The sequence below is a fragment of the Actinophytocola oryzae genome (assembly GCF_004364325.1).
GTDB lineage: Bacteria > Actinomycetota > Actinomycetes > Mycobacteriales > Pseudonocardiaceae > Actinophytocola > Actinophytocola oryzae.
Genome location: NZ_SOCP01000001.1, coordinates 455,065 through 479,151, shown reverse-complemented (window position 1 = coordinate 479,151; position 24,087 = coordinate 455,065). Strand labels below are relative to the sequence as shown.

The following is a 24,087-nucleotide window of genomic DNA, read 5'->3' as shown; positions in this document are numbered from 1 at the left end:
TGCCGGGCTAGGGACCCGCACGGGTGTGACGCGACTTACGTGCCGGTTCGCGGCGGGTCATGCCGTAGGGCTGGAGGCCCGCGGCGAGCGGGCCGTCGAACGCCGCCGCCAGGGCTTGCGGGGTCCACTCGTCGGCGGTCACGTTCGGGTGGTCGGTGAACGCCGACGTCGTGACGACCGAGACCTTCTGGCCGTCGAAGCGGAGGAACTGGCCCGTGATGCCTGCCGCCAGGTCGCTCAGCAGGAACGTGACCAGTGGCGCGATCGCCTCCGGCGGCCTGTCCTCGATGCCGGCCAGCGGCGGTGAGTCCAGTGTGGACGAACGACCCAGTGCACTGGCGGTCATGCGGGTGTAGGCCATCGGGGAGACGGCGTTGACCCGGATACCCCGCTCGTCGAGGTCCAGCGCCGAGCTGTACGTGAGCGCGGCCAGCGCGCCCTTGGTCGCCGCGTACGTCGAGACCTGCGGGAAGCCGAACATGCCGCCGGAGGACGCGTTGACGATCGCGCCGCCCTCGCCCATCACGCGGGTCGCGGCGGCCTGGCAGTTGAGCGCGCCGAGCACGTTCACCAGGACGGTGCGGCGCATGCGGGCCGGATCCTCCTCCCACGGCAGGGCTTCGTGGTACAGGCCGGCGTTGTTGACCAGGCCGTCGAGGCGGCCGTAGGCAGACAGGCACAGCTCGACGAGCCCGTCGGCGTCGGCGCTCACGTCGTGGTCGCTCGCCGTCGCGGTGCCGCCGGCCGCCGTGATCCCGGCCGCCACCGCCGCGGCCTCGGCGGCGTCGACGTCGTTGACCACCACCGAGGCGCCCGACTCGGCCAGGTGACGGGCATACGCGCGACCCAAGCCGCGGCCGGCACCCGTGACCACCACCGCCCGGCCGTCCATCAGGCTCACGACGACACCGGCCGCGTCGTGACCGCGTGCCACAGCGCCGGCTCGTCCAGGCAGAGCCGCGGCGCCCACTCCCGGGCCCCGACCTCGTCACGCAGGGACCACAGCAGCGTCGTGTACCGGTGCAGCGGGCTCTCCCGCGTGATGCCCATCGCGCCGTGCAGCTGGTGTGCGAACCGGGCGACGAGCGTGGCGACCGGGTCGAGCACGGTCGCGGCGGCGGCCACCCGCGTCGGTTCGAGGCCCAGCGCGGCCGACGCGGCGACCTCGAGCAGCACCCGCGCGCACTCCATCTCCGCGAGCCGGTGCGCGACGGCCTGCAGCCGGTTCAGCGGCCTGCCGAACTGCACGCGTGTCGTGACGTGCTCGCGCGTCAGCCGGCACGCGCCCTCGACCGTGCCGAGCGCGGCGTGGACCCGCAGCACGGTCAGCCGTGCCACGGGGTCGAGGCCCTCCGGCACCGGCAGCTCGGTCGGCTCCCCGGCGATCCGCCTCCGCGGCTGGCCCGCCAGACCGTGCCAGGGCTCGCCGTCCGAGGGGTACAGGGCGGCCGACGACTCGCCGAGCACCACCGCGGCGCCGTGTCCCGCCCAGACGTCGTCCGGACCGAGCGCGGCCACCGCCGGGGTCCCGGTCAGCATGCGTGCCACCGCCACCTCGGCCAGCGGCACCGCGTGGCCGTGCCGCCCGAGCGCACGCACCAGCGCGGCGAGGTCGGCGAACGTGCCGCCCGAGCCGCCCGCCGCCTCGTCGACCCCGACCGACGTCCAGCCGAGCTCGACGGCCGCGGCCCACGGGTCGGGTGCCGAGGCCAGCACGTCGTCGGCCATCCGCCCGATGTCGTCCACGACCGGTGCGGGTGCCTGCCGGGACACGACCGTCATCAGCATCTCGTCCGTGCCGCCGCGGATCGAGAAGCCGGGCGCGGCGAGCTGTGCCTGCGCGAGCAGCGGCGCGAACGCCGCGCGGCCGGGTGCCGTCCGCGCCACGTCGATGACGTCACGCTCGAACGTGGTGCCCAGGAACTTCAGCACCGCCGCCTCGCCGGAGGGCGCGCGGCCGTCGTCCATCGCCTCGGCGACCCGGCAGGCCAGCTCCCGCAACGTCATCAGCCGCGCCGCCAGCGTCCCCACCGCGACCCGGTCGTCCACAGTGGACCCCAGGACCGCGGCCAGCAGCGGGTAGGTGGACAGCACGCGCTCCATCCCGCCGCGCTCGAACGACAGCTGCTCGGTGACCTGCTTCCACCCCGCGCCCTCGGCGCCGATGACCCGCCCGGCAGGCACGAGGACGTCGTCGAAGGTGACCTCGTTGAAGTGGTGCCCGCCGCCGAGGTCCTCGATCGGCCGCACGGTGACACCGGGTGCCGACATCTCCACGACGAACTCGGTGAGGCCCTCGTGCTTGTCGGCGCCGTCGCCCGTGCGGGCCAGGACGTACGCGTGCGTCGCGAAGTGCGCGCCGGTGGTCCAGATCTTGCTGCCGGTGATCCGCCAGCCGTCGCCGTCGCGGACCGCACGGGTGCGCACGGACGCGAGGTCCGAGCCTGCCTCGGTCTCACTCATGCCGAGGCAGAACGTGATCTCCCCCGCCGCGATGCCGGGCAGCACCTCCCGGCGCAGCGCGGGCGAGCCGTTGCGGAGGACGGCCGGGCCGATCTGGCGGTCGGCGATCCAGTGCGCGCCGACGGGTGCGCCGACACGCAGCAGCTCCTCGGTCACCACGAGGCGCGCGAGGTTGGACCGGCCGCCGCCGAACGGCTCCGGCCAGGTGATGCCGATCAGCCCGCGTTCGGCCATGGCGCGGCTGAACGCCGGGTCGTGGCCGCGCATCCAGCTGTCGCAGGTGGGGGTGATGTCCCAGTCCGCGACCAGCCCGCGGACCGTGCGGCGAAGATCGTCCAGCTCACCCACGCACAGCCTCCCTGGCCACCAGGTATCCCCGCCCGGCCGCCTCGGTGAGCACCTCGGCGGCCACCGACAGCTCCCGGTCGGTCGGGGGTTTCTCCATCGCCGCGCCCGCCGGGTCGACACCCAGGTCCCTCAGCCGGGCCGCGAGCACGCCCTCGTCACGGGCCGCGGTCACCAGGGACGGCGCGGCGCCGAGCCGGACCGTGCCCCACCTGGTCAGCAGGCGGACCGACGCGTCGGGCGCGGGCGCCGCCGTGACGTGCTCGACGCGCGTGACCAGGCGCTTCGGGTCGGTGCCGCCGAAGAGGAGGAGCAGTTCGCCCGCACCCGCAGCGGCGTCGGGGGCGCCGCCCCCGCCGGGCAGCCGCACGGTCGGCGAGCGGTAGTCGCCGACCGCGGTCGAGTTGAGCCGCCCGGCGAGGTCGACGTTGGCCGCGTCGAGGACGACGAGGTCGGCACGCGGCACGAGCGTGGCGAGCACGTCGGCGGTGCTCCCCCGCCAGACGACCGCGTCGCCGAACGCGGCGAAGTCCGTGGTCGAGGACGGCAGGACGTCGGCGGGCCCCTCGGTGGCGAACCCCGCCTCGAACAGCTGGCGGAACGTGGGCACGTCGTCGTCGAGCCTGGCCGCGACCTCGCCGGCCAGCACCGGCCAGTGGAAGCCGGTGAACACCCAGCCCGCGCGGCGGAACTCGCGGGCCGCCCGCACCAGGAATGCCAGCACGTCCTCGTTCACGCCCGCCTCCCCTGCTCGGCGTAGGCCTCGTAGGCGGCGATGTCGCGGTCGTAGAGCCAGGGGACGCCGTCCGGGGCGACCGCGCCGGGCACCTCGACGACGGTGTCGACGAGGATGCCGAGCAGGTCCACCCGCGCGGGCGAGTCGACGCGCTCGGCCACCACGACGACCCGCCGCGCGGCCCCCGCCGCGGCGACGGCCTCACCCGACGGCGCCCCGAACGAGCAGTCGCCGTGCTCGTCGGCCACGGCCGCGTGCACGAACGCGACGTCCAGCGGCAGCGCGCGGACCACGGTCGTCGAGCCGAACGGGGAGTCCACGGTGGCCAGCATGCCCCCGGACCAGCCGTCGGCGAGGTAGCCGGTGTCGGGGTGCACGCGCACCGGCGCGAACGGCAGCCCCTGCGCGGCAGCCGACAGAGCGGCGGCGAGCACGCCCATGGGCAGCTCGTGCCAGCGGATGTCGCTGCCGTACTGCCAGGCACGCCGGAAGTGCCAGGCAGGCGCGGGTCCGACGGCCGACCAGCAGTGCGCGAACGTGGCCTCGGCGACCACACCCGCGCCGACCAGCCGGTCGAGCAGCAGGCCGCCGGACGCGAGGACCACGTGCAGGTCCCGCTTCTCCTGGCGGACCAGCTCCTCGCCGACCGCGAACAGCTGCGCGCCGAAGTTGCCGAGCCAGACGGTGTCGCCGGGCCGGAGGGCCTCGACGGTGTCGGCGAGCGTGGTCACCCCCGGCTCCCCGCGGCCTGCCGGACCAGCAGCTGCGCGGGCCGGTAACGCGGGTCGCCGAACCCGTCGAGCATGCCGCGCAGGCTCGTCAGCACGTCCCGCGCGCCGACGCTCGCCAGGTACTCGAGCGGCCCGACCGGGTGGTTCATGCCCAGCCGCAGCGCGAGATCGACGTCGCCCGCGCCCGCCGTGCCCTCCTCCACCACCGTCAGCGCCTCGTTGGCCATGGTGTGCGCGAGCCGGTCCACGACCAGGCCCGGCAGCGCGAGCACCGGCACGGACGTGACGCCGAGCGCGTCGACGGCGTCGTAGGCGGGCTCGATGCGGGCGACCTCGTCGGCCACGACCTCGGCGAACCCGCCGTGCAGCCGCAGCCAGCCCGCGCCCGGTGGCAGGTGCTCGCGCCAGGCGCCGTCCGACGAGTCGACGACCACCCGGCCGGACTTCCCCAGGTCACGCACCGCCATGACGTCCTCGGGGGTGCAGCCGACGGCGCGGTAGACCTGCACGCGGGCGTCGGACGGCCGGGGCTCGCGAAGGACCGCCACCTGCGCCTCACGGGGTTTGCCCTGGGAGTAGTCGTAGTAACCGCGGCCCGCGGCGCGGCCGGTCGTGCCCGCGCGGACGAGCTGGCGGGTGAGCGGGATCGGCCGGTAACGCGGGTCGCCGAACTCACGCAGCGCCGTCTCCGAGGAGCCGAGGTGGGTGTGCAGGCCGGTGAAGTCCAGCAGCTCCAACGGGCCCATGCGGTGGCCGAGCGCGCTCTTCACGGCCGCGTCGACCACCGCGGGCGTCATCCCCTGCGTGACCAGGAGCTGCGACTCGTAGTAGAGCGGCCGGCACACCCGGTTGACGACGAAGTTCGGCGAGTCGGCGCACAGCACGGCCGTCTTGCCGAGCCCCTCGACCCATTCCCGTGCCCTGGCGACGATCTCCGGATCGGTCCGCGCGCCGCGGATGACCTCGACGAGGCGCATCTTCGTCGGCGGGTTGAAGAAGTGCATGCCGAGCACACGGGTCGGGTCGCCGTAGGCGACGCCCAGCTCGCCGATGCTCAGCGACGACGTGTTGGAGGCGACCACCAGCTTGTCGTTGCCCGCCGCGCGGACCTGCGCGAGCAACGCCCGCTTCGGCTCGAACCGCTCCACGATCGCCTCGACGAACAGGTCCGCGTCCCGCACCGCGTCGGCGACGCTGTCCGAGGTGGACACGTCGACCGGCCCGTCTGCCAGCATCTTCTCGTGGCCCGCCGCGGTGGTCGCGGCGTCGAGGTCCACCACCGTCACCGAGGCACCGGACTCCGCGAACACCCTCGCGATGCCGCGTCCCATCGGGCCGAGACCCGCCACCGCCACCCGCAATGCCATCACGCCGCCCGTTCGATCACCGCGGCGACGCCCTGACCGCCGCCGACACACAGACTCGCCACTCCCAGTGTGCCGTCTCGGCGGCCCAGCTCGTGCAACAGCGACACGACGAGCCGACAGCCGCTCTGCCCGGTGGGGTGGCCGAGCGCGATGCCGCCGCCGTTGACGTTCACGCGCTCCTCGTCGAGCTTCAGCTCCCGCACGTTCTGCACGATCTGCGCGGCGAACGCCTCGTTGATCTCGACGAGGTCGAGGTCCGATGTGGACACCCCGGCCCGCTCCAGCGCCCTCGGCACGGCGAAGGTCGGGCCGACGCCCATGACCGTCGGGTCCACACCCACCGCGCTGAACGACCGCATCCGGCCCTGGGGCGTGAGCCCGTGTGCGGCGACGGCGTCCGCGCTCGCGAGCACCACGGCCGCGGCACCGTCTGCCATCTGGCTCGCGTTGCCCGCGGTGACCGTGCCACCGTCCACGAAGGACGGCTTGAGCCGCGCCAGCCGTTCGGCGGTCGTGTCGGTGCGGAACCCCTCGTCGCGGTCGAGCACGTCCCCGTCGGGCAGCGGCACGTCGACGACCTGCCTCGCGAACCACCCCTTTTCCCAGGCGTTCGCCACGCGCTGGTGGCAGCGCAGCGACCAGGCGTCCTGGTCCTCACGGGAAACCCCGTAGCGGGCGGCGATGTTCTCCGCGGTCTGGCCCATGTTCAGGCCGCACACGGGATCGGTGCCGCCGTCACGCCAGCCGTCGGCCAGCAGGATGTCGCCGCGCTTCACACCACCCCAGCGCAGTGCGCCGGACGCGAGGTAGGGCATGGTGCTCATGGACTCGGCCGCGACGGCCACCGCGATGTCCGCGTCACCGGACACAATGGACTGCCGGGCGAGCTGGATCGCCTTGAGCCCCGACGCGCACGCCATGTTGACGGTCTGCGCGGGTGCCTGCTCGGGGAACCCGGCCCGCAACGCGACCTGTCGGCCGGGGTTTGGCCCGTTGCCCGCCTGGCGGCAGTTCGCGAGCACCAGCTCCTCGACCAGTTCGGGGCTGACACCGGCGCGGCTCACGGCCTCGCGGGCGGCGAGTGTCGCCAGCTCGACCACCGGGGTCGCACGCAGGCTGCCGCCGTAGCGCCCGTTGGGCGTGCGTACGGCGCCGAGCAGGAACACGTCATGGGACACGGTTGGCCACCTCCGGGTCGTTCGCGCGGACCACACGCCGCGCCTTGTGTGTCGTGCGGGGCAGCGCGCCTGGCGAGACGATGTCGACGACCGCGCGCACCTTCAGCTCCGCGCGCACTGCGTCGGCGAGCGTGCCCCCGACCCGGTCGTCCGGCGCCTCGACCCGCAGCCGCAACGCGGTCGGGTACCCGGTCGCGGGATCGGCGAGCGCCGGGTCGAGCACCACGCGGAACTCCGCGAGGTCGCCGACCGTGCGCCGCACGACGTTCTCCACCGCGGACGGGAAGACGTTCACGCCACGCACGACGAGCATGTCGTCGGCGCGGCCCCGGACCCCGCCCGCCAGCCGCGCGTGGGTGCGGCCGCAGGCACACACCGTGGCGTCGCGGACCACGACGTCGCCGGTCCACCAGCGGACGAGCGGGCAGGCCTGCTTGTCGAGGTGGGTGAGCACGAGGACACCGGGTTCACCGTCCGGCACGGGCGTCTTCGTGACCGGGTCGACGACCTCGGCGTAGGTGAAGTCCTCGGCCAGGTGCCCGCCTGCCTGTGCGACGCACTCCCAGGCGATGGGCTGGAACTCCAGGCAGCCGTAGCCGTCGTAGCAGCGGGCGCCCCACTCGCGTTCGATGAGGGCGCGGGTCGCCGGGATCTGGCCGCCGGGCTCGCCGCCCACCATGACGTGGCGGACCTTCGACTCGGACAGGGGCGTGCCGAGGTCGCGGGCACGGGAAGCCAGGTGCAGCAGGAAGGACGGCGTGCCACCGACCGCGGTGGTGCCGTACCGGAAGATCGTCTCGACCTGGCGTTCGGTGTCGCCCGAGCCGCCGGGGATCACGGTCGCGCCCAGCTCGGTGTAGCCGAGCGTGCCACCGAGCCCGCCGACCAACCAGGCGAAGGAGAACAGGCACTGGTAGACGTCGCCGCGCCGCACCCCCTGGCTGTAGGCGGCGCGTGCGTACAGGCCTGCCCAGCGGTCGAGGTCGTCGCGGGTCCAGCCGACCGGTGTCGGCGCACCGGTGGTACCGGAGGAGAAGTGCAGCCTGGCGAGCCTTTCCCCTGGCACGGCGAGGAAGTCGCCGTAGGGCGGGTCGGCGTCGATGGCGCGCTGGTAGTCGGCCTTGTCCGTGGTCGGGAGCGCGGCGAGGTCGTCGAGCGAGGTCAGCTCGTCGGGGTGCCAGCCGAGTTCGTCCCACTGGCGCCGGTAGTGGCCGCTCATCGAGTGGACCCGCTTGAGCTGGCTGTGGAGCCTCGCCAGCTGGTGTTCGCGGATGCGGTCCTCCGGCCAGCTCTCGAAGGCATGCAGTGTGTCCACTTCAGACAGCCTCCAGCACGGCACCGGTGCACATCACGCCCACCGGACTACCCAGAAACGCGATCAGGGCGTCGACATCGGCCTCGGCGGTGGCGAGAACGGCGTTGACACGCACACCACGCGGGGCGGCCTCACGGGCGAGGCTCCGGCACAACGACCCCACCGCACCGGTCAGCGCGCCGTCCGGGCTGGTGCACCGGATCACCACGCCGTCGCCGGACTCCAGACGTGGCAACGCCTCCCGGACAGCCGCGAACGCGTCGCCGAGCCGCCGAGCCACGCCACCGTCCGCCGCGGCATCCAGATCGCCCGCGCCGTCGACCTCGATGACCACCTGCGTGGTCACGCCTGCGCCACCTCCGCCGCGATCGCGCGGGACAGCACGAGCCGCTGGATCTCCGAGGAGCCCTCGTAGATCTCGAGCACGCGCTGGTCGCGGTAGAGCCGCTCGGCCGGGCACGGCTTGCAGAAACCCTCACCGCCGAACACCTGCACGGCGAGGTCGACCGCGCGGTGGGCCACCTCGCTGGTGTAGAGCTTCGCCATCGCGCCGGGCATCGACACGGGCTGTCCGGCGTCGTGGGCCGCGGCGGCCTGGTAGGTGAGCATGCGGGCGGCGGACAGCTCGACCGCGAGGTCCGCGAGGCGGAAGCCGATGCCCTGGTTCTCGATGAGCGGCCTGCCGAACGTGTGCCGCCGGGCGGCCTCGCGCGCGGCGAGCTGGTAGGCGGCGTGGGCGATGCCGAGTCCTTGTGCCGCAACGGTGACGCGGCCGAGGTCGAGGGTCCGCAGCGCGAGTTTGAGGCCACGGTCGCGCCTGCCGAGGATGTCCGTCCTCTCGACACGCACGTTGTCCAGCCTGAGGTTGCTGGTGCGCGTGCCGCGAATGCCCATCTTGTCCTCGATGTGGTCCACCACCGCACCGGGCGCGTCCGCCGCGACGATGAACGCGGTGATGCCGCGGGCACCCGCGTCCGGGTCGGTCTTCGCGAAGACCACGTACCGGGTGGAGATGCTGCCGTTGCCGATGTAGATCTTCTCGCCGGACAGGCGGAAACCGTCGCCGTCCTCCTCGGCGCGGGCCCTGAGCGCGGCGGCGTCACTGCCCGCGCCCCGCTCGGTGAGGGCGAAGCTGACGGCCTGGCCGTCACGCAGCGGGCCGAGGATGTCACGCTTCTGTTCGTCCGTGCCTGCCAGCAGCAGGGGGACCGCGCCGAGGGCGTGCGCGGCGAGGATCGCGCCGGTGGAGGCGCAGGCGGCGGAGACCTCCTCGACCACCGCACAGATCGCGGTCATCGTCAGGCCTGCGCCGCCGTACTCGGCCGGCACGAGCATCCCGGACAGTCCTGTCTCGACGAACGTCTCGATGTGCTCGCTCGGGTACCGCTGCTCGCGGTCGAGTTCCTCGGCAAGCGGCGCGAAGCGTTCCGTCGCGACCTTGCGGGCCACGTCGCGCCACCGCGTGGCCTCGGCGTCCAGCGTCGGTTCCCACAGCACCGTCATGGTCGCGACTCCTCTGTCGGGTTGCCAAAATCAACGTCGACGTAGATGCTGACAACGGTACACAGGGCACCTATGAAGTCAAGGGGCTGCCACGCATGGGAAACGTCACCGTCGACCGCTCTGACGTGGTCGGCATCGTCACGCTGGACTCGCCGGAGAACCGCAACGCACTGTCCACGGACGTCCTCGTCGAGCTGGCCGACGCACTCGAGTCACTCGATGCCGATCCCGACGTCCGGGCCGCGGTGCTGACCGGCGGGCCGTCGCTGTTCGCGTCGGGCGCGGACGTGCGGCTGCTGCGCTCGATCTCGCCGGTCGAGTACGCGGCGTCGGCCAGGGCGACGAGCTGGCGCCGGATCGGCGGGGTCGAGACGGTGCTCGTGGCGGCCGTCGCGGGTTACGCGCTGGGCGGCGGGTGCGAGCTGGCGCTGGCCGCGGACCTGGTGGTGGCGGCGGACACGGCCGTGTTCGGGCAGCCGGAGGTGCGGTTGGGGTTGGTCCCGGGGGCGGGTGGCACCCAGCGGTGGGCGCGGGCCGCCGGGCGCTACGCCGCCGCCGGGATCGTGCTGACGGGACGCGACGTGGACGCGTTCGAGGCACGTTCGCTGGGGCTGGTGCACAGGATCGTGCCTGCCGAGCGGCTGGTGCCCGCCGCCGTGGCGGTGGCGGCCTCGGTGGCGGCCAACGGCCCACTGGCGGTGCGGGCGGCACGCGGGGCGTTGCGGCGCGCGGAGGAGCTGCCGCTGTCGGCGGCACTGGACCACGAGCGGGCGCAGCTGCTGGCGATGCTGGCCACCGAGGACCACGTCGAGGGAATCGACGCGTTGCTGGAGAAGCGATTCCCGCGGTTCACGGGACGGTAGGGAGTCCCGATGCACGAAGCGTCCCTTTCGGACCGGACGGCGACAACGGAAGACAGGGGTTCGTGATGCGTGAGCTGTCTCTTTCGGACTGGTCCTCGGCGGCCAAGGAACTGCGGTCGGCGGCGTTCGTGTCGGCGGCGGGCGTTCGGCACGATGGCGGCACGGACCGGTTCCTGCGGAAGCTGGAGTCGGTGCCGTCGGTCGTGGTCGTCAGCGGCGAGTGCGACGCGTCCGCGTTGGCGTTGCTGGCCACGGCGACGCTCGGTTTCGTCACCGACGACGTCGCCGTGTCGGTCGACGCGGACACGGTGCTGGCGTTGGGGTTGACCTCGTCGCTACCGGCCGCGGTCGGTGCGGTGCCCGCGCGGGCGTTGCTGTTCGGCGGCACGCTGGACGCGGCGCCGTTGCGGGACAGCGGTCTGGCGCGGCGGGGCGACCCCGCGGCGGCGCGGGTCGACTCGCCCGGGGCGGCGTTGGTCGTGCGGTCGCTGCGGGTCGCGGCACGGTCGACCGCCGAGCAGGCGCGGGAGTACGACGCCGAGCTGCGGCAGCTGTCGTGAGCGCACTGGCATTCGGCTGCGGGCCGATCGGCGGGCGGGGCGACGCGGGCCGCGTCGAGTCGCTGGCCGCGCTGGAGACCGCGTGGGAGGGCGGGATCCGGCACTTCGACACGGCACCGAGCTACGGTGACGGCGCGGGCGAACGGTTGCTGGGCGAGGCGTTGCGGACGTGGCCCCGTCACGAGGTGGTGGTGTCGAGCAAGGTCGGTCGGGTGCGGATGGCGATCGCCGACCCGTACCAGCGCGCGTCCGGTACGCGACGGGACCCGCTGTTCGACTTCGCGGGCGACGGCGTGCGGCGAGGTGTCCTCGGTTCGCTCGGCCGGCTGGGTCTGTCCTTTCTGGACACGGTGTTGGTGCACGACCCGGACGCACACCTCGACCTCGCGCTGGCCGAGACGTTTCCCACGCTGGACCGGCTGAGATCGGAGGGCGTGGTCCGGTCGGTCGGCGTCGGCACGACCTCGGTGACGACCGCCCGACGGTTGGTTGCGGTCGGCGTGGTGGACGTGGTGATGATCGCGAACGCGTGGAGCCTCACCCGGCGCCAGGCGGGCGTGCTGCTGGACGAGTGCCTCGCGGCGGGCGTCGGGGTACTGGCCGCGGCGCCGTTCGACTCCGGCCTGTTGGCCTCGTCGAACGCTCGGTACCTCTACGGCGAGGCGCCGCCGGAAGTGGCGGCCCGGGTGGCGGCCATGGCGCGGGTGTGCCACGACCACGGCGTGCGCCTCCCGCAGGCGGCGCTCCAGTTCCCGTTGCGGCACAAGGCTGTGCGGCTGGTGGTGACGGGTATGCGGTCGCCCGCGGAGGTGACGGAGAACCTGGCCCTGCTGGCCGACCCGGTGCCAGAAGAGGTGTGGCCACTGTTGGATCAGCTGGTGACGTAGTCCTCGAACACCCTGTCGGCCTGGGGATCCGACCACATCGGGCCGGGCGGGTAGTAGAACGTGAACTCGTCGATCCCCGCCGCACGGTAGCGGCCCACGAAGTCCTCGGCGGCGTCGACGGACTGCCAGATCGGCTCGGCGGTGACAGCAGGGCTGCCGGCGAGCAGCATGCGGGTCACCCGTCGGGTACCGGCCTCCTCGAGGATCCCGACGCGCTCACGGGTCAACGTGAGGAGTTCGTCCGTCGCGAGGCCGAACCCGCCGTAGGACACCCAGCGATCCGCATACGTCGCGGCGAGCCGGAGGGCCTTGCGGCCGTGCGCGGCGATCGTGAGCGGGATGCGGTGTTCGAGCGGGGCGAGGGAGGGGAACCCGTCGAGAATCGGCTCACCCTTCAACGCGTCGTCCACTGTGGACACCAGGTCGGCGAACGGGGTCGCGTCACCGGTGGCGTGGTCGGCTGCCGCATATCCCGCACCGAGGCCGAGGTCGAGGCGACCGTCCGAGATGTGGGCGACCGACAGTGCCTGCCGAACCAGCATGGCGGGTGAGCGCAGGACCCCGTTGGCCACCAAAGGACCCAGCCGGATCCGGCTCGTCGACGCGGCGATGGCCGGCAGGAGGCTCCACGCGTCGAGCCAGGGCTGTTCGGGGTGGGCGGGGTTGAGCACGTGGTCGTCCACCCACACCGTCGCCACGCCCATGTCCTCGAGGCGACGCGCCCGCGCGAGCAGCTCGGTCCAGCCGGCGTTGGGGATCAGGAGTGCGTGGATCATGACGGGCCCGTCGTCAGGGACGCGGCGCCGACCAGCCCGGAACCGCCGTCCAGCTCGATCATCGCGCCGCTGACCGCGTCGGCCACCCCGGAACCGAGGGCGGCCACCCATTCGGCGACCTCGGCGAGGGAGGTGTCCCGCCCGAGCGGGGTGGCCTCGACGATCCGGTCGAGTGCCTCGGCGGGCAGTTCCTCCCCCACGCCTGCCGTGAGGACGGTCCCGGGCGCGAGACAGAAGAGCCGGACCCCGTCGGCCCGCCACTCACCGGCGAGTGCCTTCGTCAGGGCGGCGATCCCGGCCCGGGCGGCGGCGGAGTGCGTGAGCCCGGCGATGCCCCGCTCCGGCGCGGACAACGACAGGTTGACGACCCGGCCCCGCCGCGCGACGAGCCCCGGCCGGGCTGCCCGCACGAGCGACGCCGGCGCGGTCAGGTTGAGGTCGACCACGGCATCGAACCCACGCCGAGAGATCTTGTCCACAGGGGCGACGAACTGGCCGCCTGCGTTGTTGACCAGCAGGTCGAGCCCCCCGAGCGAGCCGACGAGTGCCGAAGCGGCATCCCGGTCACGCACGTCGAGCACCTCGAACCGAAACCCCTCACCGGCCAGGGCGGCGGTCTCGGCCAGCCGCTCCTCCCGCCGCCCGACCCCGACCACCGAAGCCCCGAGCGACACCAGCCGCAGGGCCACAGCCCGCCCGATCCCCGACCCGGCCCCGGTCACGAACGCGAGCCGCCCCGCCAACGCCCCGGCAGGCAACACCCGGCACTCGGCCTCGGCCGGGCGAGGCGCCGCAGTCACGACAACCCCGCAACCCGAGCCACGACAACACCGCCCACCAACACCGCCACACCCGCCATCGGAGCAGACCGCCCATCCCTTGCCCAGGCTCGCAACACCCGACAGCCGGCCTCCGGTAACCGCGACGCCGTCATCACGACAACCCCGGGATCTGGGCGGTCAGGCCGCCGTCCACCGGGACCACAGCGCCCGTCACGAACGACGAACCACCGTCCAGGAGCCACCACACGGCTTCCGCCACCTCCTCGGGAGTCGCGGCCCGGCCGATCGGGTGGGCCGCCTCGAAGTCCTCCAGGCCGTCGACCATCGCGGTGCGGACCAGACCGGGCGCCACGGCGTTCACGCGCACCCCTCGTGACGCGTACTCCACCGCCGCCGTCCTCGTCAGTCCGATCACCGCGTGTTTGCTCGCCACGTACGCCCCGGCACCCGCCACCCCGCCGACGCCTGCCCCCGACGCCGCGTTCACGATCGAGCCACCGCCCGCCGCCAGCATGTGCCGCAGCTCGGCCCGCATGCACGCGAACACCCCGCCGACGTTGACCCGCTGCACCCGCCAGAACACCTCGTCGGGATACACGCCCAGCTCCGCCCGAACCCCCGGCACACCGGCGTTGTTGTACGCGAAGTGCAACCCGCCACCCCACGCCACGGCCTCGTCCACCGCAGCGTCGACCTCGTCGGGGCGGGACACGTCGACCCGGACCGCGAGCCCGTCCACGGCCGCCGCGACCGCACGGGCCGCGTCCAGGTCCCGGTCCGCGACCACCACCGCCACCCCGGCCGCCGCCAGCCGACGGGCCGTCGCCGCGCCGATGCCCCGGCCGCCGCCGGTGACGAACGCGACCCGGCGAGTCATGCCGGCACGGCCACGTCGATCGGCACGCCGGTCAGGCGCACGCGGGCCACCTCACCGACGGCGAGCCCGCGGTCTACCGAGGCGACAACGAGGACAGCGCCATCTCGATGAACACCTCGCCGAAGTCGGACAGGCTGCGGTCGCCGTTCGGGTTGTACCAGCGGTGCATCCAGTTGAACATGCCGATGATGCCCAGGACCGCGACCGACGGGTCGATGTCCGTGCGGAACTCTCCCGCCTCCGCGCCCGACCGGATCACCTGCGCCAGCACCCGGCCGTACCGGTCGGCGTTCTCGCGGATGTGGTCCGCCTCCGGCCCCGACATCACCTGGTGCACGTTCTCGCCCATGAAGATGAACAGCTCCGGCAGCTCGGTCATCGTCCGCACGTACTCGCGCAGCGCGCTGGCCAGCCGCTCCGGCGCCGGCACCGGCTGGGCCGCGACCTCCTCCAGCCGCGTACGCATGGTCTCGATCGGGTCGTGCAGGAGCCCGACCAGCAGCTCCTCCTTCGTCCCGACGTAGTAGTACAGCGTCGCCCGCCGGATGCCGACCTCCGTGGCCACGTCCTCCAGCGTCGACTGGCCGTAGCCCAGCCGCGTGAACACCTTCCCGGCACCCGCGAGGATCTCCGCCCAGCGGGCGTCCGAGCGACGGCCGCCGGCCTGCCGCCGCTCCAGCCGCCTGCGCGCGATGTCGCTCGGCGGCTCCTCCGGCTTGCGGCGTTGACGTGGCGCGGCCACTCCCGATCGAACTCCCTCGCGGTCGGTGACGCCCTGGCCTGGTCAGGGCGCTGGTCGCCCCCACCCTAGACCGCACGCAGTTCGCGCTTGAGGACCTTGCCGCTCGCGTTGCGCGGGAACTCCGCGTCCACCGAGAACACGGCGGGCACCTTGTAGCCTGCCAGCCGCTCGCGGCAGTACGCCCGCACCTGCTCCTCGTCCAGCCGCGCGCCCGCCTCGAGGATGACGTGGGCCCGCACGACCTCACCCCAGTGCTCGTCCGGCACCCCGACCACGGCGACCTCCCGCACCCCCGGGTACCGGCCGAGCACGTCCTCGATCTCGATCGGGTAGATGTTCTCCCCGCCGCGGATGATCATGTCCTTCTTGCGCCCGGACAGGTACAGGTAGCCGTCGTCGTCGCGCCAGGCCATGTCGCCGCCGCGGAACCAGCCGTCCACGATCACCTTCGCGGTCTCCTCGGGCTGGCCGAGGTAGCCGGACATGACCGCGTCCGACCGGGTCACGATCTCGCCGACCTCGCCGTCCGGCACGTCGTTGAGATCGTCGTCGCACAGGCGCAGCACCACACCCATGCCCGCCTTGCCGATCGAGCCGAGCAGGTGCTCCTGACCGGCCAGCGCACGCCGGTGGTCCTCCGGCGTGAGTACCGTCTGCAGGCCCGCCTCCGTGCCCGCGCCGAACATGTTCATGAAGTCGCAGTGGAACCGGTCCATCGCCCGTCTCAGCAGCGCTGGCGACATGGGGGCGGCGCCGTAGCCGATGGAGCCGAGCTTCGAGAAGTCACCTTCGATGACGGCCGGCTCGTGCAGCAGCGTGTCGATCATGGTCGGGACCAGGAAGACACCGTCGAGGCCGCGGTGGGCCATCCAGTGCGCGACCGTCGCCGGGTCGAACGCGGGCAGCACGAGCGAGGTGTGTCCACGTGCGACACCGGAGAGCGTGTAGAGCATGCCGCCGACGTGGAACAGCGGCGCCGCCGAGTAGTGGAACGAGATGTTGGTCATCCGCCGCTCGACGATGCACTGCATGACCATGTGCTTGGCCATGCGCTGCGAGTGCATGACGCCCTTGGGCAGGGCGGTCGTGCCGCTGGTGAACGCGAGGCACACCAGCTCGTCGTCGCCGACCGGCACGTCGATCTCGACGTCCTCGCCCGCCTCGACCAGTGCCTCGTACGACTCGTCCCCTGACTTCGAGTCGTAGCTGACGGTCACCTTGAGACAGGGCACGTCCAGGGCGCGGACCATGGCCGTGTAGCGGTCGGAGAAGAAAAGGACCTTCGCCTCGGCCGTGGCGAGCAGCATCTGCAGCTCGGGTTGTGCGAGACGGAAGTTCAGCGGCACGTACACCGCGCCGAGCTTCATGCAGGCGAGCAGCGTCTCCACGTACTGCGGCGAGTCGGTGGCGAAGAGCGCCACGCGGTCGCCCTTCGCCACCCCCATCCGCCGCAGCTCCCACGCGAGGCGGTTGACCCGGCTGTTGACCTCGCGGAACGAGTAGTTGTCGGTGTCGGTGACGAAGCAGGCCCGGTCGGGCACCGTGCTGGCGTTGATGCGGATCCAGTCCGAGATGCGCGAGTTAACCTGGACACCCATTGTCCACTCCCGGGGTTGAGCTAAAAGGGACTCTAGGCGAGCTTCGGCATTACCTCGGTGCCGATCAGTTCGATGGAGCGCATCACCTTCTCGTGCGGGATGTTGTACGACTGCACGAGGAGCAGCAAGATGTCGACGCCGACGGCTTCGTAGCGCCGGCACATGGACACGAAGTGATCCGGGTCTCCACACAGGACGGTCTCGTTCCGGACGAGGTAGTCGAACGTGAGGTCGGACAGCTCCATGCCGCCGAGCAGCTTGCGGGCGTACTCGTAGCTGCCGAGGTTCGTGCCCTCCTGCCAGGCACCCAGCTCCGCGATCTGGTTCAGCGACGTCTGGATGTACCAGGGGAACGCCTCACGCGAGTCGTCGTGGGCCTGGGCCGTGGTCTCCGCGCAGTGGGCCTGGGCGAACGTCGCGATCCGGTTGTTGACGAACTTGCCGACCGGCTTCATGTTCTCCTGGCCGTCGCGGTACCGGCCGATCCGCTTGATCAGGGCCTCCGGCGGCACCGCCACCGAGAACGACAGCAGGCCGAGGCCCTTCTGCCCGATGATCTCGTGGCTGTCGGCGCTGGAGCTGGCGCCCCAGATCGGCGGGTGCGGCTGCTGCATCGGTTTGGGGACCACGCCACGCGGCGGCAGCGTGAAGAACTCGCCGTCGTGGGAGAACTCCTCCTCGGTCCAGCTGCCCACGATGACCTCGAGGGCCTCCTCCCACATCGGCCGCGTGTCCGGCGGGCTGATGCCGAAACCCTCGATCTCACGACGGGTACCCGAGCGGCCGGTGCCGAACTCGAGGCGCCCCTTGGAGAGGATGTCCACGGTGGCCGCGGCCTCGGCCGCCCGCACCGGGTGGTTGTACGGGAACGGCAGCAACCGGACCCCGTGGCCGATGCGGATGTTCTCCGTGCGGGCCGCGATGGCACCGTAGAACACGCCGGGAGCCGAGGAGAACGAGTACTCGTCGAGGAAGTGGTGCTCGACGGTCCACACGCTGTGGAACCCGAGCCGGTCGGCCAGCTCGATCTGCAGCAGCGCGTTCTCGAAGGCGTTGTAGGCGCTGTCCACGGCCCACGGCCGAGGCACCGGCAGCTCGTACATCAAAGCCAGCTTCACGCCGCCCCCTCGCCCGAGTGTTGACGATTCGCTCCGCAAGCTCCGCTCATGCGGCACCTCCCGCGATCGATCCGGTGTGGACAGGGCCCGGCGTCAGCCCGAGGTCGTAGGCGACCAGCTGCCCGGCGAGTCCGAAGGTGACATACAGGGCGCCGTCGGCACCGACGCAGCAGTTGGTCGGCTGGGTGCCGTCCCCGGTCTCGATGGACTCCTTCAGCTCCCCGTCGGCGTACACGTGGACGGCGTTGCCGATGCTCCCGCACACGTACAGCAACCCGTCGCCGTCGAAGCAGAAGCCGTCCGGCATGCCCGAGGCCAGCTTGAGGACCTGCTCCGGCACCCCGAACTCCCCACCGGACACCTCGAACGCCAGCACCTTCCTGGTCAGCGACTGGCTCAGGTACAACCGCCCGTCCGGTCCGAACGCGACCCCGTTGGGCATCGCCGGGACCTCCACGTGCCCCAGCTGGGCACCGTCGGAACTGATCGCCACGAGCCGACCCGGCCTGATGTCGCGCAGGTCCTCCCAGTTGGCACTGTCCGTGACGTACAGCGTCCCGTCCGGCCCGAAGCACAGGTCGTTGGGCCGGTGCGGCGCCGGTCCGGGCAGCTCGCCGCCGACCGTGGTGACCGTGCCGTCGGGGTCGACGCGCTGGACGCACCCGTCGAACTCACGCGGCGCGTGCCAGTACCCGGTGCCCTCCGCGGACAGGCCCCCGTTGTTCGCGACGTACAGCTCCCCCGCCGCGCCCAGCGCACTGCCGTTCGGACCGCCACCGCAGTCACCCACCACGGTGACGGTCCCGTCCGGCGAGACCCGGCTGACCGACTCGCCCTTCATCTCGACCACCGCGACCGCGCCGTCAACGAGCCGGCTCGGCCCCTCCGGGAACCGGAGCCCGCTCGCGACGACCCTCGGCTCGGTCACGACCGCGCTCCCGCGGCGTCCAGCTCGGCGAAGTCCACCGGCGGCACCTCCTTCAGGCGCGGCATGACCTCCGCCGCGAACAGCCGCATGTTGGCCTCGGCCATCTCGTGGGTCATCCCCGAGAACGAGCACACGGCGTTGAACCCGTCGTTGCCCACCTTGGACCGGATGTCCATGATCCGCTCGTAGCACTGGTCGGGCGTGCCGTAGATCTGCAGCTCGATGAAGTTGTCCACGACCTTCGAGCTGCCCTTGTTCTGGATGTAGGACGCGAGGTTGCGGTAGTACTCGTAGCCCTGCGTGTTCTCGAAGTGGCGCCCGCCGAGCTCGTAGTGGGTCATCACCGACTCGTAGTACGCGCCGATGTACTCCTGCGCCATGTCCCTGGCCTTGACCGGGTCGGGGTCGCAGCACACCCAGCCGGTGACCATCGGCGCGGGCGCGGTCATGCCCTTCAGCTCGCGGAACTGGTCGCGGTAGGTCCGCATGTCGGCGGACACCTCCTCCCAGTCCTTCTGCGGGTTGATGAGGATGCCTGCGCCGACGTCGGCCATGATCCGCACCGACTCCGGCGACACCGCCGCCGCGTACAGGCGGTTGCGGAAGCTCTTCACCGGCTTTGGCCGCAGGTCACGCCTCGGGATCTGGTAGTACTTGCCGTCCGCCTCCAGCACGCCCGTCTCCAGCGCGCGCAGCACGATCTCGGCCGACTCCACGAACCGCGCCCGCGACTCGTCCATCGGGATCCGCAGTCCCTCGAACTCGATGCGGCCGAGGCCACGGCCCATGCCGAAGACGAACCGGCCGCCGGACATCAGGTCGAGCATCGTGACCTGCTCGGCCACGCGCACCGGGTCGTGCCACGGCAGGATCACCGCACCGGAGCCGAGGAGTATGTCCTTCGTGCGACCGGCCATGTAGGACAGGAACTGCACCGGGTCCGGGCACATCGTGTACGAGGTGAAGTGGTGCTCGACGCCCCACAGCATCTCGAAGCCCAGCGGCTCGGCGAGGTCGCACAGCGCCAGCTCGTCGGTGTAGACGCGCTGGTCGTCGTCGGCGTCCCCGCCGCCCTGGAAGATCGTGGTGTATCCGACTCGCATCGAGCTTCAGCCCTTCCGTAGTTCTTGTGGCCAGTCGCCCAGCCGCTGGTAGACGCCGTGGCAGAAGACCAGCGGGCGCCCGGCGGAGCGCGCCGACAGGTCGTGGACGTCGGCGAGGACGAACCGGTGGTCGCCCGCGTCGCTGATCGTGTTGGCCGTGCAGTCGAACCAGGCCAGCGCGGTGTCCAGCACGGGTGACCCCGTCGGCGACGGGTGCCAGGTGACGCCCGCGAACTTGTCGCCGCCGGACATCGCGAACGCCCGGCACGTGGCCTCGTCGTCCTCGGCGAGCACGTTGACCGTGAACCGGCCGAGCGGCTCGATCAGCGGCCACGTCGTGGACGCGTGGGCGACGAAGAAGCCGACGAGCGGCGGGTTCAGCGACACGGACACGAACGAGCCGACGGCGAGGCCGACGGGCTGGCCGTCCGGCATGGTGGAGGCCACCACGACGACACCCGTCGGCACGTGTCGCATCACGGACCGGAACTGGTCAGGGGTCACGTCCTCGGCCATCGCGGTCACCACGGCTCCCTTCCGTCGGCGGTCCCGGTCGAGGCCAGCTCGCCGTGCACGGCGAGATCGTGGCCGAGCCGGACCTGCTTGGTGTGGAGGTAACGCACGTTCTCCGGCGCCGGAATCGTCCTCAGTGGACGTGCGGTCACCCGGAGCCCGGCGGCACGCAGCGCACGCACCTTGTCGGGGTTGTTGGTCAGCAGCACGACGTCGGTGAGGCCCAGCCCGGTCAGCACCTTGGCCGCCGGCGCGAAGTCGCGGGCGTCGGCGGGGTGACCGAGGCGCAGGTTCGCGTCGACGGTGTCCGCACCGCGGTCCTGGAGCGCGTAGGCGCGGAACTTGTCGGCGAGACCGATGCCCCGGCCCTCGTGGCCGCGCTCGTAGACGAGGACACCCCGGCCTGCCTCGGCGATCGTCTGGAGCCCGGTGCGGAGCTGCTCGCCGCAGTCGCAGCGCAGTGAGCCGAACAGGTCGCCGGTCGCGCACTCGGAGTGGACACGCACGAGCACCGGCGCCGCCCCGGACAGGTCGCCGAGCGACAGCACGAGGTGCTCGGTGCCGTCCGCCTCGGCCTTGAGGGTGGCCGTGAACTCGCCGTAGGTGGAGGGCAGCGGGATGCTCGGCACCTCGCGCTCCGCCTCGCGGGCGGCGACGACGTCCTTGATCTTCACCACCGGCAGGTCGAAGCGGGCCGCGAAGTCGGCGACGTCCTCGCCGCGGATCATGGCGCCGTCCGGGCGGGTCAGCTCGCAGATCACCATCACCGGGTCGAGCCCGGCCATCCGGCCGAGGTCGACGGCGGCCTCGGTGTGACCGGTGCGGCCGAGGACCCCGTCGACGTGCGCACGCAGCGGGAACATGTGGCCGGGCCGGGAGAAGTCGGCGGGCCGCGCGTCCGGGTCGGCGAGCTTGCGGGCGGTGATCGCCCGATCGCCCGCGGACACCCCGGTGGTCGTCCGGTCGAGTGCGTCGACGGTGACCGTGAAAGCGGTGCTGTGACGCTCGGTGTTGTCGGTGACCATCAGTGGCAGGTCGAGTGCGTCGGCGCGCTCGGCCGGCATCGGCACGCACACGATCCCCGAGCAGTGTCGCAGGAGGAAGGCCATCTTCTCCGGCGTCATGTGCGTCGCCGCGAGCACGAGGTCCGCCTCGTTCTCCCGGTCCGCCGCGTCGACCACGACCACGAACTCGCCGTGGGCCACGGCGTCGAGCGCGTCGTGCAACTTGCCAACCATCACGCGACTCCTCGCGTCAGCGTTTGTGTTGACAATGACGGTAGCTCCCGAAGATTACTGCGTCAACGTTTACGCTGACTATTGCGATACGCGCAGGTGGGGACCTAGATTGGCGACACGGCCACGCACCGAAGCCCGTTCCACGTCGCTGACGACAGGGGTCCCGAACCATGACCGTGAGCACCGAGCCAACCGCGCTGCCCGCCGAGTTCGCAGGCGAGCAGGGCCGCGCTCTCGCCACCGAGATGATGCGCAGGATGCAGCGCGTCCGCCTTTTCGAGGAGGCGACCGTCGCGTTGTTCCACGCGGGCGATCTGCCCGCGATGGTCCATTTGTCCATCGGGCAGGAGGCCGCGGTCGTCGGCGCGTGTCTGGCCACGGAGACCTCGGACTACATGACCGGCAACCACCGCTCGCACGGCCACCCGATCGCGAAGGGCGCACAGCTCGACGCGTTGATGGCGGAGCTGCTCGGCAAGGCGACGGGGGTGTGCGGCGGCAAGGGCGGCAGCATGCACCTGGCCGACTTCTCGGTCGGCAGCCTCGGCGAGTCGGGCATCGTCGGCTCGGCCATCCCGGTCGCGACGGGGGCGGGGCTCGCGGCGCAGGTCAAGGGATCCGGGCAGGTCGCGTTGTGTTTCTTCGGGGACGGCGCGGCCAGCGAGGGCGTGCTGCACGAGTCGATGAACATCGCGAGCATCTGGCGGCTGCCGGTCGTCTACTTCTGCGAGAACAACGGCTACGCGGTGAGCGTGACCGCGTCGGAGTCGCTCTCGGTGCCGGACGTGTCGATGCGGGCGGCCGGGTACTCGATGCCGGGGATCACCGTGGACGGCCAGGACGTGCTCGCGGTGTACCGGGCGACGGCCGAGGCGGTGGCACGGGCGCGGGCGGGTGACGGGCCGAGCCTGGTCGAGGCGAAGACCTACCGGTTCCACGAGCACGCCTACGGGCTGGTCGTGCCGCGGCCCTACCGCGACCAGTCCGTTGTGGACAGCTGGTTCGAGACCGTGGACCCGGTGCAGCTCTTCCACGCTCGGCTGCTCGACTGGGGTCTGCTGTCCGAGGCAGAGCTGTCGTCATTGCGTGACGAGGTCCAGTCCGAAGTGGACGCGGCGGTCGAGTTCGCCAAGGACTCGCCCCATCCCCCGCCCGAGGCCGCCTACGCCGACGTGTACGCCCCTTCGGAGGTGTCCGCGTGACCACCGCGACTCGGGCGAAGCAATTGGGGTTCCTGCAGGCCATCAACCGGGCGCAGACCGAGGAGATGACCCGCGACGAGCGGGTGGTCCTCATGGGGCAGGACCTGCGTGCCAACGTGTTCGGGGCCGCGGCCGGGGCGTTGGAGACGTTCGGGCCGTCGCGGGTGCGGGACCTGCCGCTGGCCGAGGCCGCGTCGATCGGGGTGGCGGCCGGTGCGGCGATGGCCGGGCTGCGGCCGGTCGTCGACCTGACGGTGGCGAGCTTCGTGTTCGGCGCGATGGACCAGTTCGTCTCGCAGCTCGCCAAGGCGCGGTACATGTTCGGCGGGCAGGCGACACTGCCGGTCGTCGTGCGGGCCGCGCTGTACTACCACGGCGGTACGGCCGGACACCACGCCGACCGGCCGTACCCGATGTTCATGAACGTGCCCGGCCTGAAGATCATCCTGCCCTCGACGGCACCGGACCTGTTGGGGCTGCTGAAGTCCGCGATCAGGGACGACAACCCCGTGCTGTGCTTCGAGGACGCGAACCTGTGGGGCCGCAAGGGTCGAGGACCGATCCCTGCCGAGGAGCACGTCGTGCCGCTCGGCTCGGCCGCGGTGCGGCGGGAGGGCACGGACGTGACGGTCGTCGGCATCGGGCTCGGCGCGTTCCTCGCCGGACAGGCGGCGGACGAGCTGGCCGCGGACGGGATCTCCGCCGAGGTGGTCGACCCGCGCACGCTCGTCCCGATGGACTGGCCGACGATCCTCGAGTCCGTCACGAAGACCGGTCGGCTCGTCGTGGTCGACCCGGCGAACCGGACGTGCAGTGCCGCGAGCGAGATCTCGGCCCGCGTCGTCGAGGAGTGCTTCGCCTCCCTGCGCGGACCCGTTGTCCGCGTCACCACCGACGACACGCACGTGCCGTTCAGCCCGGCGCTGGAGAAGCAGATCTACCCCACCAAGGACAAGGTCGTCGCCGCGGTGCGACGCGCACTCGCCTGAAGGAGACAACACGGTGGCACGGCACGAGGTCCGACTCCCTCAGCTGTCGATGGGCATGAGCGACGCCGAGATCATCGACTGGTACGTGGAGGACGGCGAAGAGGTGGCGGAGGGCGCCGACCTGGTGGAGATCGAGGCGGAGAAGGCCCGTCAGGTCATCACCGCGCCCCAGACCGGCACGGTCCGCGAGCTGGCGGGCGACAGCGGCGACGTCGTGGAGGTCCGCGACCTCCTCTGTGTCATCGAGACAGGGTGAGTCCCCTATCATCCGGG

25 protein-coding genes are annotated in these 24,087 nt (G+C 72.1%); 6 read left to right on the top strand and 19 right to left on the bottom strand.

The features are described from left to right. Nucleotides 1-7: 7 nt before the first annotated feature. From CLV71_RS02040 to CLV71_RS02000, 9 genes are read right to left on the bottom strand one after another with little or no spacing between them, the layout of a single operon-like run. On the bottom strand, nt 8-934 hold the full coding sequence (locus CLV71_RS02040) for an SDR family NAD(P)-dependent oxidoreductase (RefSeq protein ID WP_243866177.1): 927 nt from the start codon (nt 932-934) through the stop codon (nt 8-10). Next, nucleotides 898-2,811 carry an acyl-CoA dehydrogenase family protein gene (locus CLV71_RS02035; RefSeq protein WP_133900799.1) on the bottom strand — a complete coding sequence of 638 codons (1,914 nt, stop codon included), beginning with the start codon at nt 2,809-2,811 and terminating at the stop codon, nt 898-900. Before CLV71_RS02035 ends, CLV71_RS02040 begins: the two co-directional genes overlap by 37 nt. Beyond that, a complete protein-coding gene (locus tag CLV71_RS50065; RefSeq protein ID WP_208297343.1) occupies nt 2,804-3,544 on the bottom strand; it encodes a hypothetical protein in 741 nt (246 codons plus the stop codon). Before CLV71_RS50065 ends, CLV71_RS02035 begins: the two co-directional genes overlap by 8 nt. After that, nucleotides 3,541-4,275: a CoA-transferase gene (locus CLV71_RS02025; RefSeq protein WP_133900798.1), complete on the bottom strand. Its 735-nt coding sequence runs from the start codon at nt 4,273-4,275 to the stop codon at nt 3,541-3,543. The genes CLV71_RS50065 and CLV71_RS02025 overlap by 4 nt, the downstream gene beginning before the upstream one ends. Beyond that, on the bottom strand, nt 4,272-5,642 hold the full coding sequence (locus CLV71_RS02020; protein ID WP_208297342.1) for a 3-hydroxyacyl-CoA dehydrogenase: 1,371 nt from the start codon (nt 5,640-5,642) through the stop codon (nt 4,272-4,274). The genes CLV71_RS02025 and CLV71_RS02020 overlap by 4 nt, the downstream gene beginning before the upstream one ends. Then, the gene (locus CLV71_RS02015; protein ID WP_133900797.1) at nt 5,642-6,820 is read right to left on the bottom strand and encodes a thiolase family protein; all 1,179 of its coding nucleotides are present in this window, start codon (nt 6,818-6,820) and stop codon (nt 5,642-5,644) included. Before CLV71_RS02015 ends, CLV71_RS02020 begins: the two co-directional genes overlap by 1 nt. Further along, nucleotides 6,810-8,135 (bottom strand): phenylacetate--CoA ligase family protein, encoded by a 1,326-nt coding sequence (locus tag CLV71_RS02010; protein ID WP_208297341.1) that lies wholly within the window; start codon nt 8,133-8,135, stop codon nt 6,810-6,812. The genes CLV71_RS02015 and CLV71_RS02010 overlap by 11 nt, the downstream gene beginning before the upstream one ends. 1 nt (nt 8,136) lies before the next feature. Beyond that, a complete protein-coding gene (locus CLV71_RS02005) occupies nt 8,137-8,481 on the bottom strand; it encodes a Rossmann fold domain-containing protein (protein ID WP_133900796.1) in 345 nt (114 codons plus the stop codon). Further along, nucleotides 8,478-9,638, bottom strand: coding sequence for an acyl-CoA dehydrogenase family protein (locus CLV71_RS02000; protein ID WP_133900795.1), 1,161 nt, complete (start codon nt 9,636-9,638; stop codon nt 8,478-8,480). Before CLV71_RS02000 ends, CLV71_RS02005 begins: the two co-directional genes overlap by 4 nt. Nucleotides 9,639-9,733: 95 nt before the next feature. Between CLV71_RS02000 and CLV71_RS01995 the strand changes: the two genes are divergently transcribed. From CLV71_RS01995 to CLV71_RS01985, 3 genes are all read left to right on the top strand, one after another. Continuing rightward, entirely contained in the window at nt 9,734-10,501 is a 768-nt protein-coding gene (locus CLV71_RS01995) for an enoyl-CoA hydratase-related protein (protein WP_133900794.1), read from the top strand. 65 nt (nt 10,502-10,566) lie between these two features. Beyond that, nucleotides 10,567-11,061 carry a hypothetical protein gene (locus CLV71_RS47405; protein ID WP_166663880.1) on the top strand — a complete coding sequence of 165 codons (495 nt, stop codon included), beginning with the start codon at nt 10,567-10,569 and terminating at the stop codon, nt 11,059-11,061. Beyond that, on the top strand, nt 11,058-11,948 hold the full coding sequence (locus CLV71_RS01985) for an aldo/keto reductase (protein ID WP_133900793.1): 891 nt from the start codon (nt 11,058-11,060) through the stop codon (nt 11,946-11,948). Before CLV71_RS47405 ends, CLV71_RS01985 begins: the two co-directional genes overlap by 4 nt. Here CLV71_RS01985 and CLV71_RS01980 read toward each other — a convergent pair. The 10 genes from CLV71_RS01980 to ribB all read right to left on the bottom strand — a co-directional run bounded on the left by CLV71_RS01980 (nt 11,933) and on the right by ribB (nt 21,623). Then, nucleotides 11,933-12,724 carry an LLM class flavin-dependent oxidoreductase gene (locus tag CLV71_RS01980; RefSeq protein WP_166663879.1) on the bottom strand — a complete coding sequence of 264 codons (792 nt, stop codon included), beginning with the start codon at nt 12,722-12,724 and terminating at the stop codon, nt 11,933-11,935. The genes CLV71_RS01985 and CLV71_RS01980 overlap by 16 nt on opposite strands. Next, nucleotides 12,721-13,524: an SDR family NAD(P)-dependent oxidoreductase gene (locus tag CLV71_RS01975; RefSeq protein WP_133900791.1), complete on the bottom strand. Its 804-nt coding sequence runs from the start codon at nt 13,522-13,524 to the stop codon at nt 12,721-12,723. Before CLV71_RS01975 ends, CLV71_RS01980 begins: the two co-directional genes overlap by 4 nt. A gap of 133 nt (nt 13,525-13,657) precedes the next feature. Further along, entirely contained in the window at nt 13,658-14,383 is a 726-nt protein-coding gene (locus CLV71_RS01970) for an SDR family NAD(P)-dependent oxidoreductase (RefSeq protein WP_133900790.1), read from the bottom strand. Between the two features lie 73 nt (nt 14,384-14,456). Continuing rightward, nucleotides 14,457-15,125, bottom strand: coding sequence for a TetR/AcrR family transcriptional regulator (locus CLV71_RS01965; protein ID WP_133900789.1), 669 nt, complete (start codon nt 15,123-15,125; stop codon nt 14,457-14,459). Nucleotides 15,126-15,190: 65 nt separating this feature from the next. Next, on the bottom strand, nt 15,191-16,723 hold the full coding sequence (locus CLV71_RS01960; RefSeq protein WP_133900788.1) for a class I adenylate-forming enzyme family protein: 1,533 nt from the start codon (nt 16,721-16,723) through the stop codon (nt 15,191-15,193). A 32-nt stretch (nt 16,724-16,755) separates the two neighbouring features. Beyond that, complete coding sequence (locus CLV71_RS01955; RefSeq protein WP_133900787.1) at nt 16,756-17,841, bottom strand: LLM class flavin-dependent oxidoreductase; 1,086 nt, start codon at nt 17,839-17,841, stop codon at nt 16,756-16,758. Nucleotides 17,842-17,887: 46 nt separating this feature from the next. Beyond that, the gene (locus tag CLV71_RS01950; protein WP_166663878.1) at nt 17,888-18,769 is read right to left on the bottom strand and encodes an SMP-30/gluconolactonase/LRE family protein; all 882 of its coding nucleotides are present in this window, start codon (nt 18,767-18,769) and stop codon (nt 17,888-17,890) included. Next, nucleotides 18,766-19,872, bottom strand: a complete 1,107-nt coding sequence (locus CLV71_RS01945; RefSeq protein WP_133900785.1) for an LLM class flavin-dependent oxidoreductase — start codon at nt 19,870-19,872, stop codon at nt 18,766-18,768. Before CLV71_RS01945 ends, CLV71_RS01950 begins: the two co-directional genes overlap by 4 nt. Before the next feature lie 6 nt (nt 19,873-19,878). Continuing rightward, on the bottom strand, nt 19,879-20,388 hold the full coding sequence (locus CLV71_RS01940) for a flavin reductase family protein (RefSeq protein WP_133901211.1): 510 nt from the start codon (nt 20,386-20,388) through the stop codon (nt 19,879-19,881). A gap of 5 nt (nt 20,389-20,393) precedes the next feature. Further along, a complete protein-coding gene (gene ribB, locus CLV71_RS01935) occupies nt 20,394-21,623 on the bottom strand; it encodes a 3,4-dihydroxy-2-butanone-4-phosphate synthase (RefSeq protein WP_133900784.1) in 1,230 nt (409 codons plus the stop codon). 170 nt (nt 21,624-21,793) lie between these two features. Here ribB and CLV71_RS01930 point away from each other — a divergent pair, with 170 nt between their 5' ends. From CLV71_RS01930 to CLV71_RS01920, 3 genes are read left to right on the top strand one after another with little or no spacing between them, the layout of a single operon-like run. Beyond that, complete coding sequence (locus CLV71_RS01930) at nt 21,794-22,825, top strand: thiamine pyrophosphate-dependent dehydrogenase E1 component subunit alpha (protein ID WP_208297340.1); 1,032 nt, start codon at nt 21,794-21,796, stop codon at nt 22,823-22,825. Next, on the top strand, nt 22,822-23,814 hold the full coding sequence (locus CLV71_RS01925; protein ID WP_208297339.1) for an alpha-ketoacid dehydrogenase subunit beta: 993 nt from the start codon (nt 22,822-22,824) through the stop codon (nt 23,812-23,814). The genes CLV71_RS01930 and CLV71_RS01925 overlap by 4 nt, the downstream gene beginning before the upstream one ends. A gap of 13 nt (nt 23,815-23,827) precedes the next feature. Then, on the top strand, nt 23,828-24,070 hold the full coding sequence (locus CLV71_RS01920; RefSeq protein WP_133900783.1) for a lipoyl domain-containing protein: 243 nt from the start codon (nt 23,828-23,830) through the stop codon (nt 24,068-24,070). Nucleotides 24,071-24,087 lie beyond the last annotated feature (17 nt).

Coding starts and splice junctions, on each gene's coding strand:
- CLV71_RS02020 (WP_208297342.1), bottom strand. CDS start 5,642: ATGGCATTGCGGGTGGCGGTGGCGGGTCTCGGCCCGATGGGACGCGGC.
- CLV71_RS02000 (WP_133900795.1), bottom strand. CDS start 9,638: ATGACGGTGCTGTGGGAACCGACGCTGGACGCCGAGGCCACGCGGTGG.
- CLV71_RS01995 (WP_133900794.1), top strand. CDS start 9,734: ATGGGAAACGTCACCGTCGACCGCTCTGACGTGGTCGGCATCGTCACG.
- CLV71_RS47405 (WP_166663880.1), top strand. CDS start 10,567: ATGCGTGAGCTGTCTCTTTCGGACTGGTCCTCGGCGGCCAAGGAACTG.
- CLV71_RS01980 (WP_166663879.1), bottom strand. CDS start 12,724: ATGATCCACGCACTCCTGATCCCCAACGCCGGCTGGACCGAGCTGCTC.
- CLV71_RS01970 (WP_133900790.1), bottom strand. CDS start 14,383: ATGACTCGCCGGGTCGCGTTCGTCACCGGCGGCGGCCGGGGCATCGGC.
- CLV71_RS01960 (WP_133900788.1), bottom strand. CDS start 16,723: ATGGGTGTCCAGGTTAACTCGCGCATCTCGGACTGGATCCGCATCAAC.
- CLV71_RS01945 (WP_133900785.1), bottom strand. CDS start 19,872: ATGCGAGTCGGATACACCACGATCTTCCAGGGCGGCGGGGACGCCGAC.
- CLV71_RS01940 (WP_133901211.1), bottom strand. CDS start 20,388: ATGGCCGAGGACGTGACCCCTGACCAGTTCCGGTCCGTGATGCGACAC.
- ribB (WP_133900784.1), bottom strand. CDS start 21,623: ATGGTTGGCAAGTTGCACGACGCGCTCGACGCCGTGGCCCACGGCGAG.
- CLV71_RS01930 (WP_208297340.1), top strand. CDS start 21,794: ATGACCGTGAGCACCGAGCCAACCGCGCTGCCCGCCGAGTTCGCAGGC.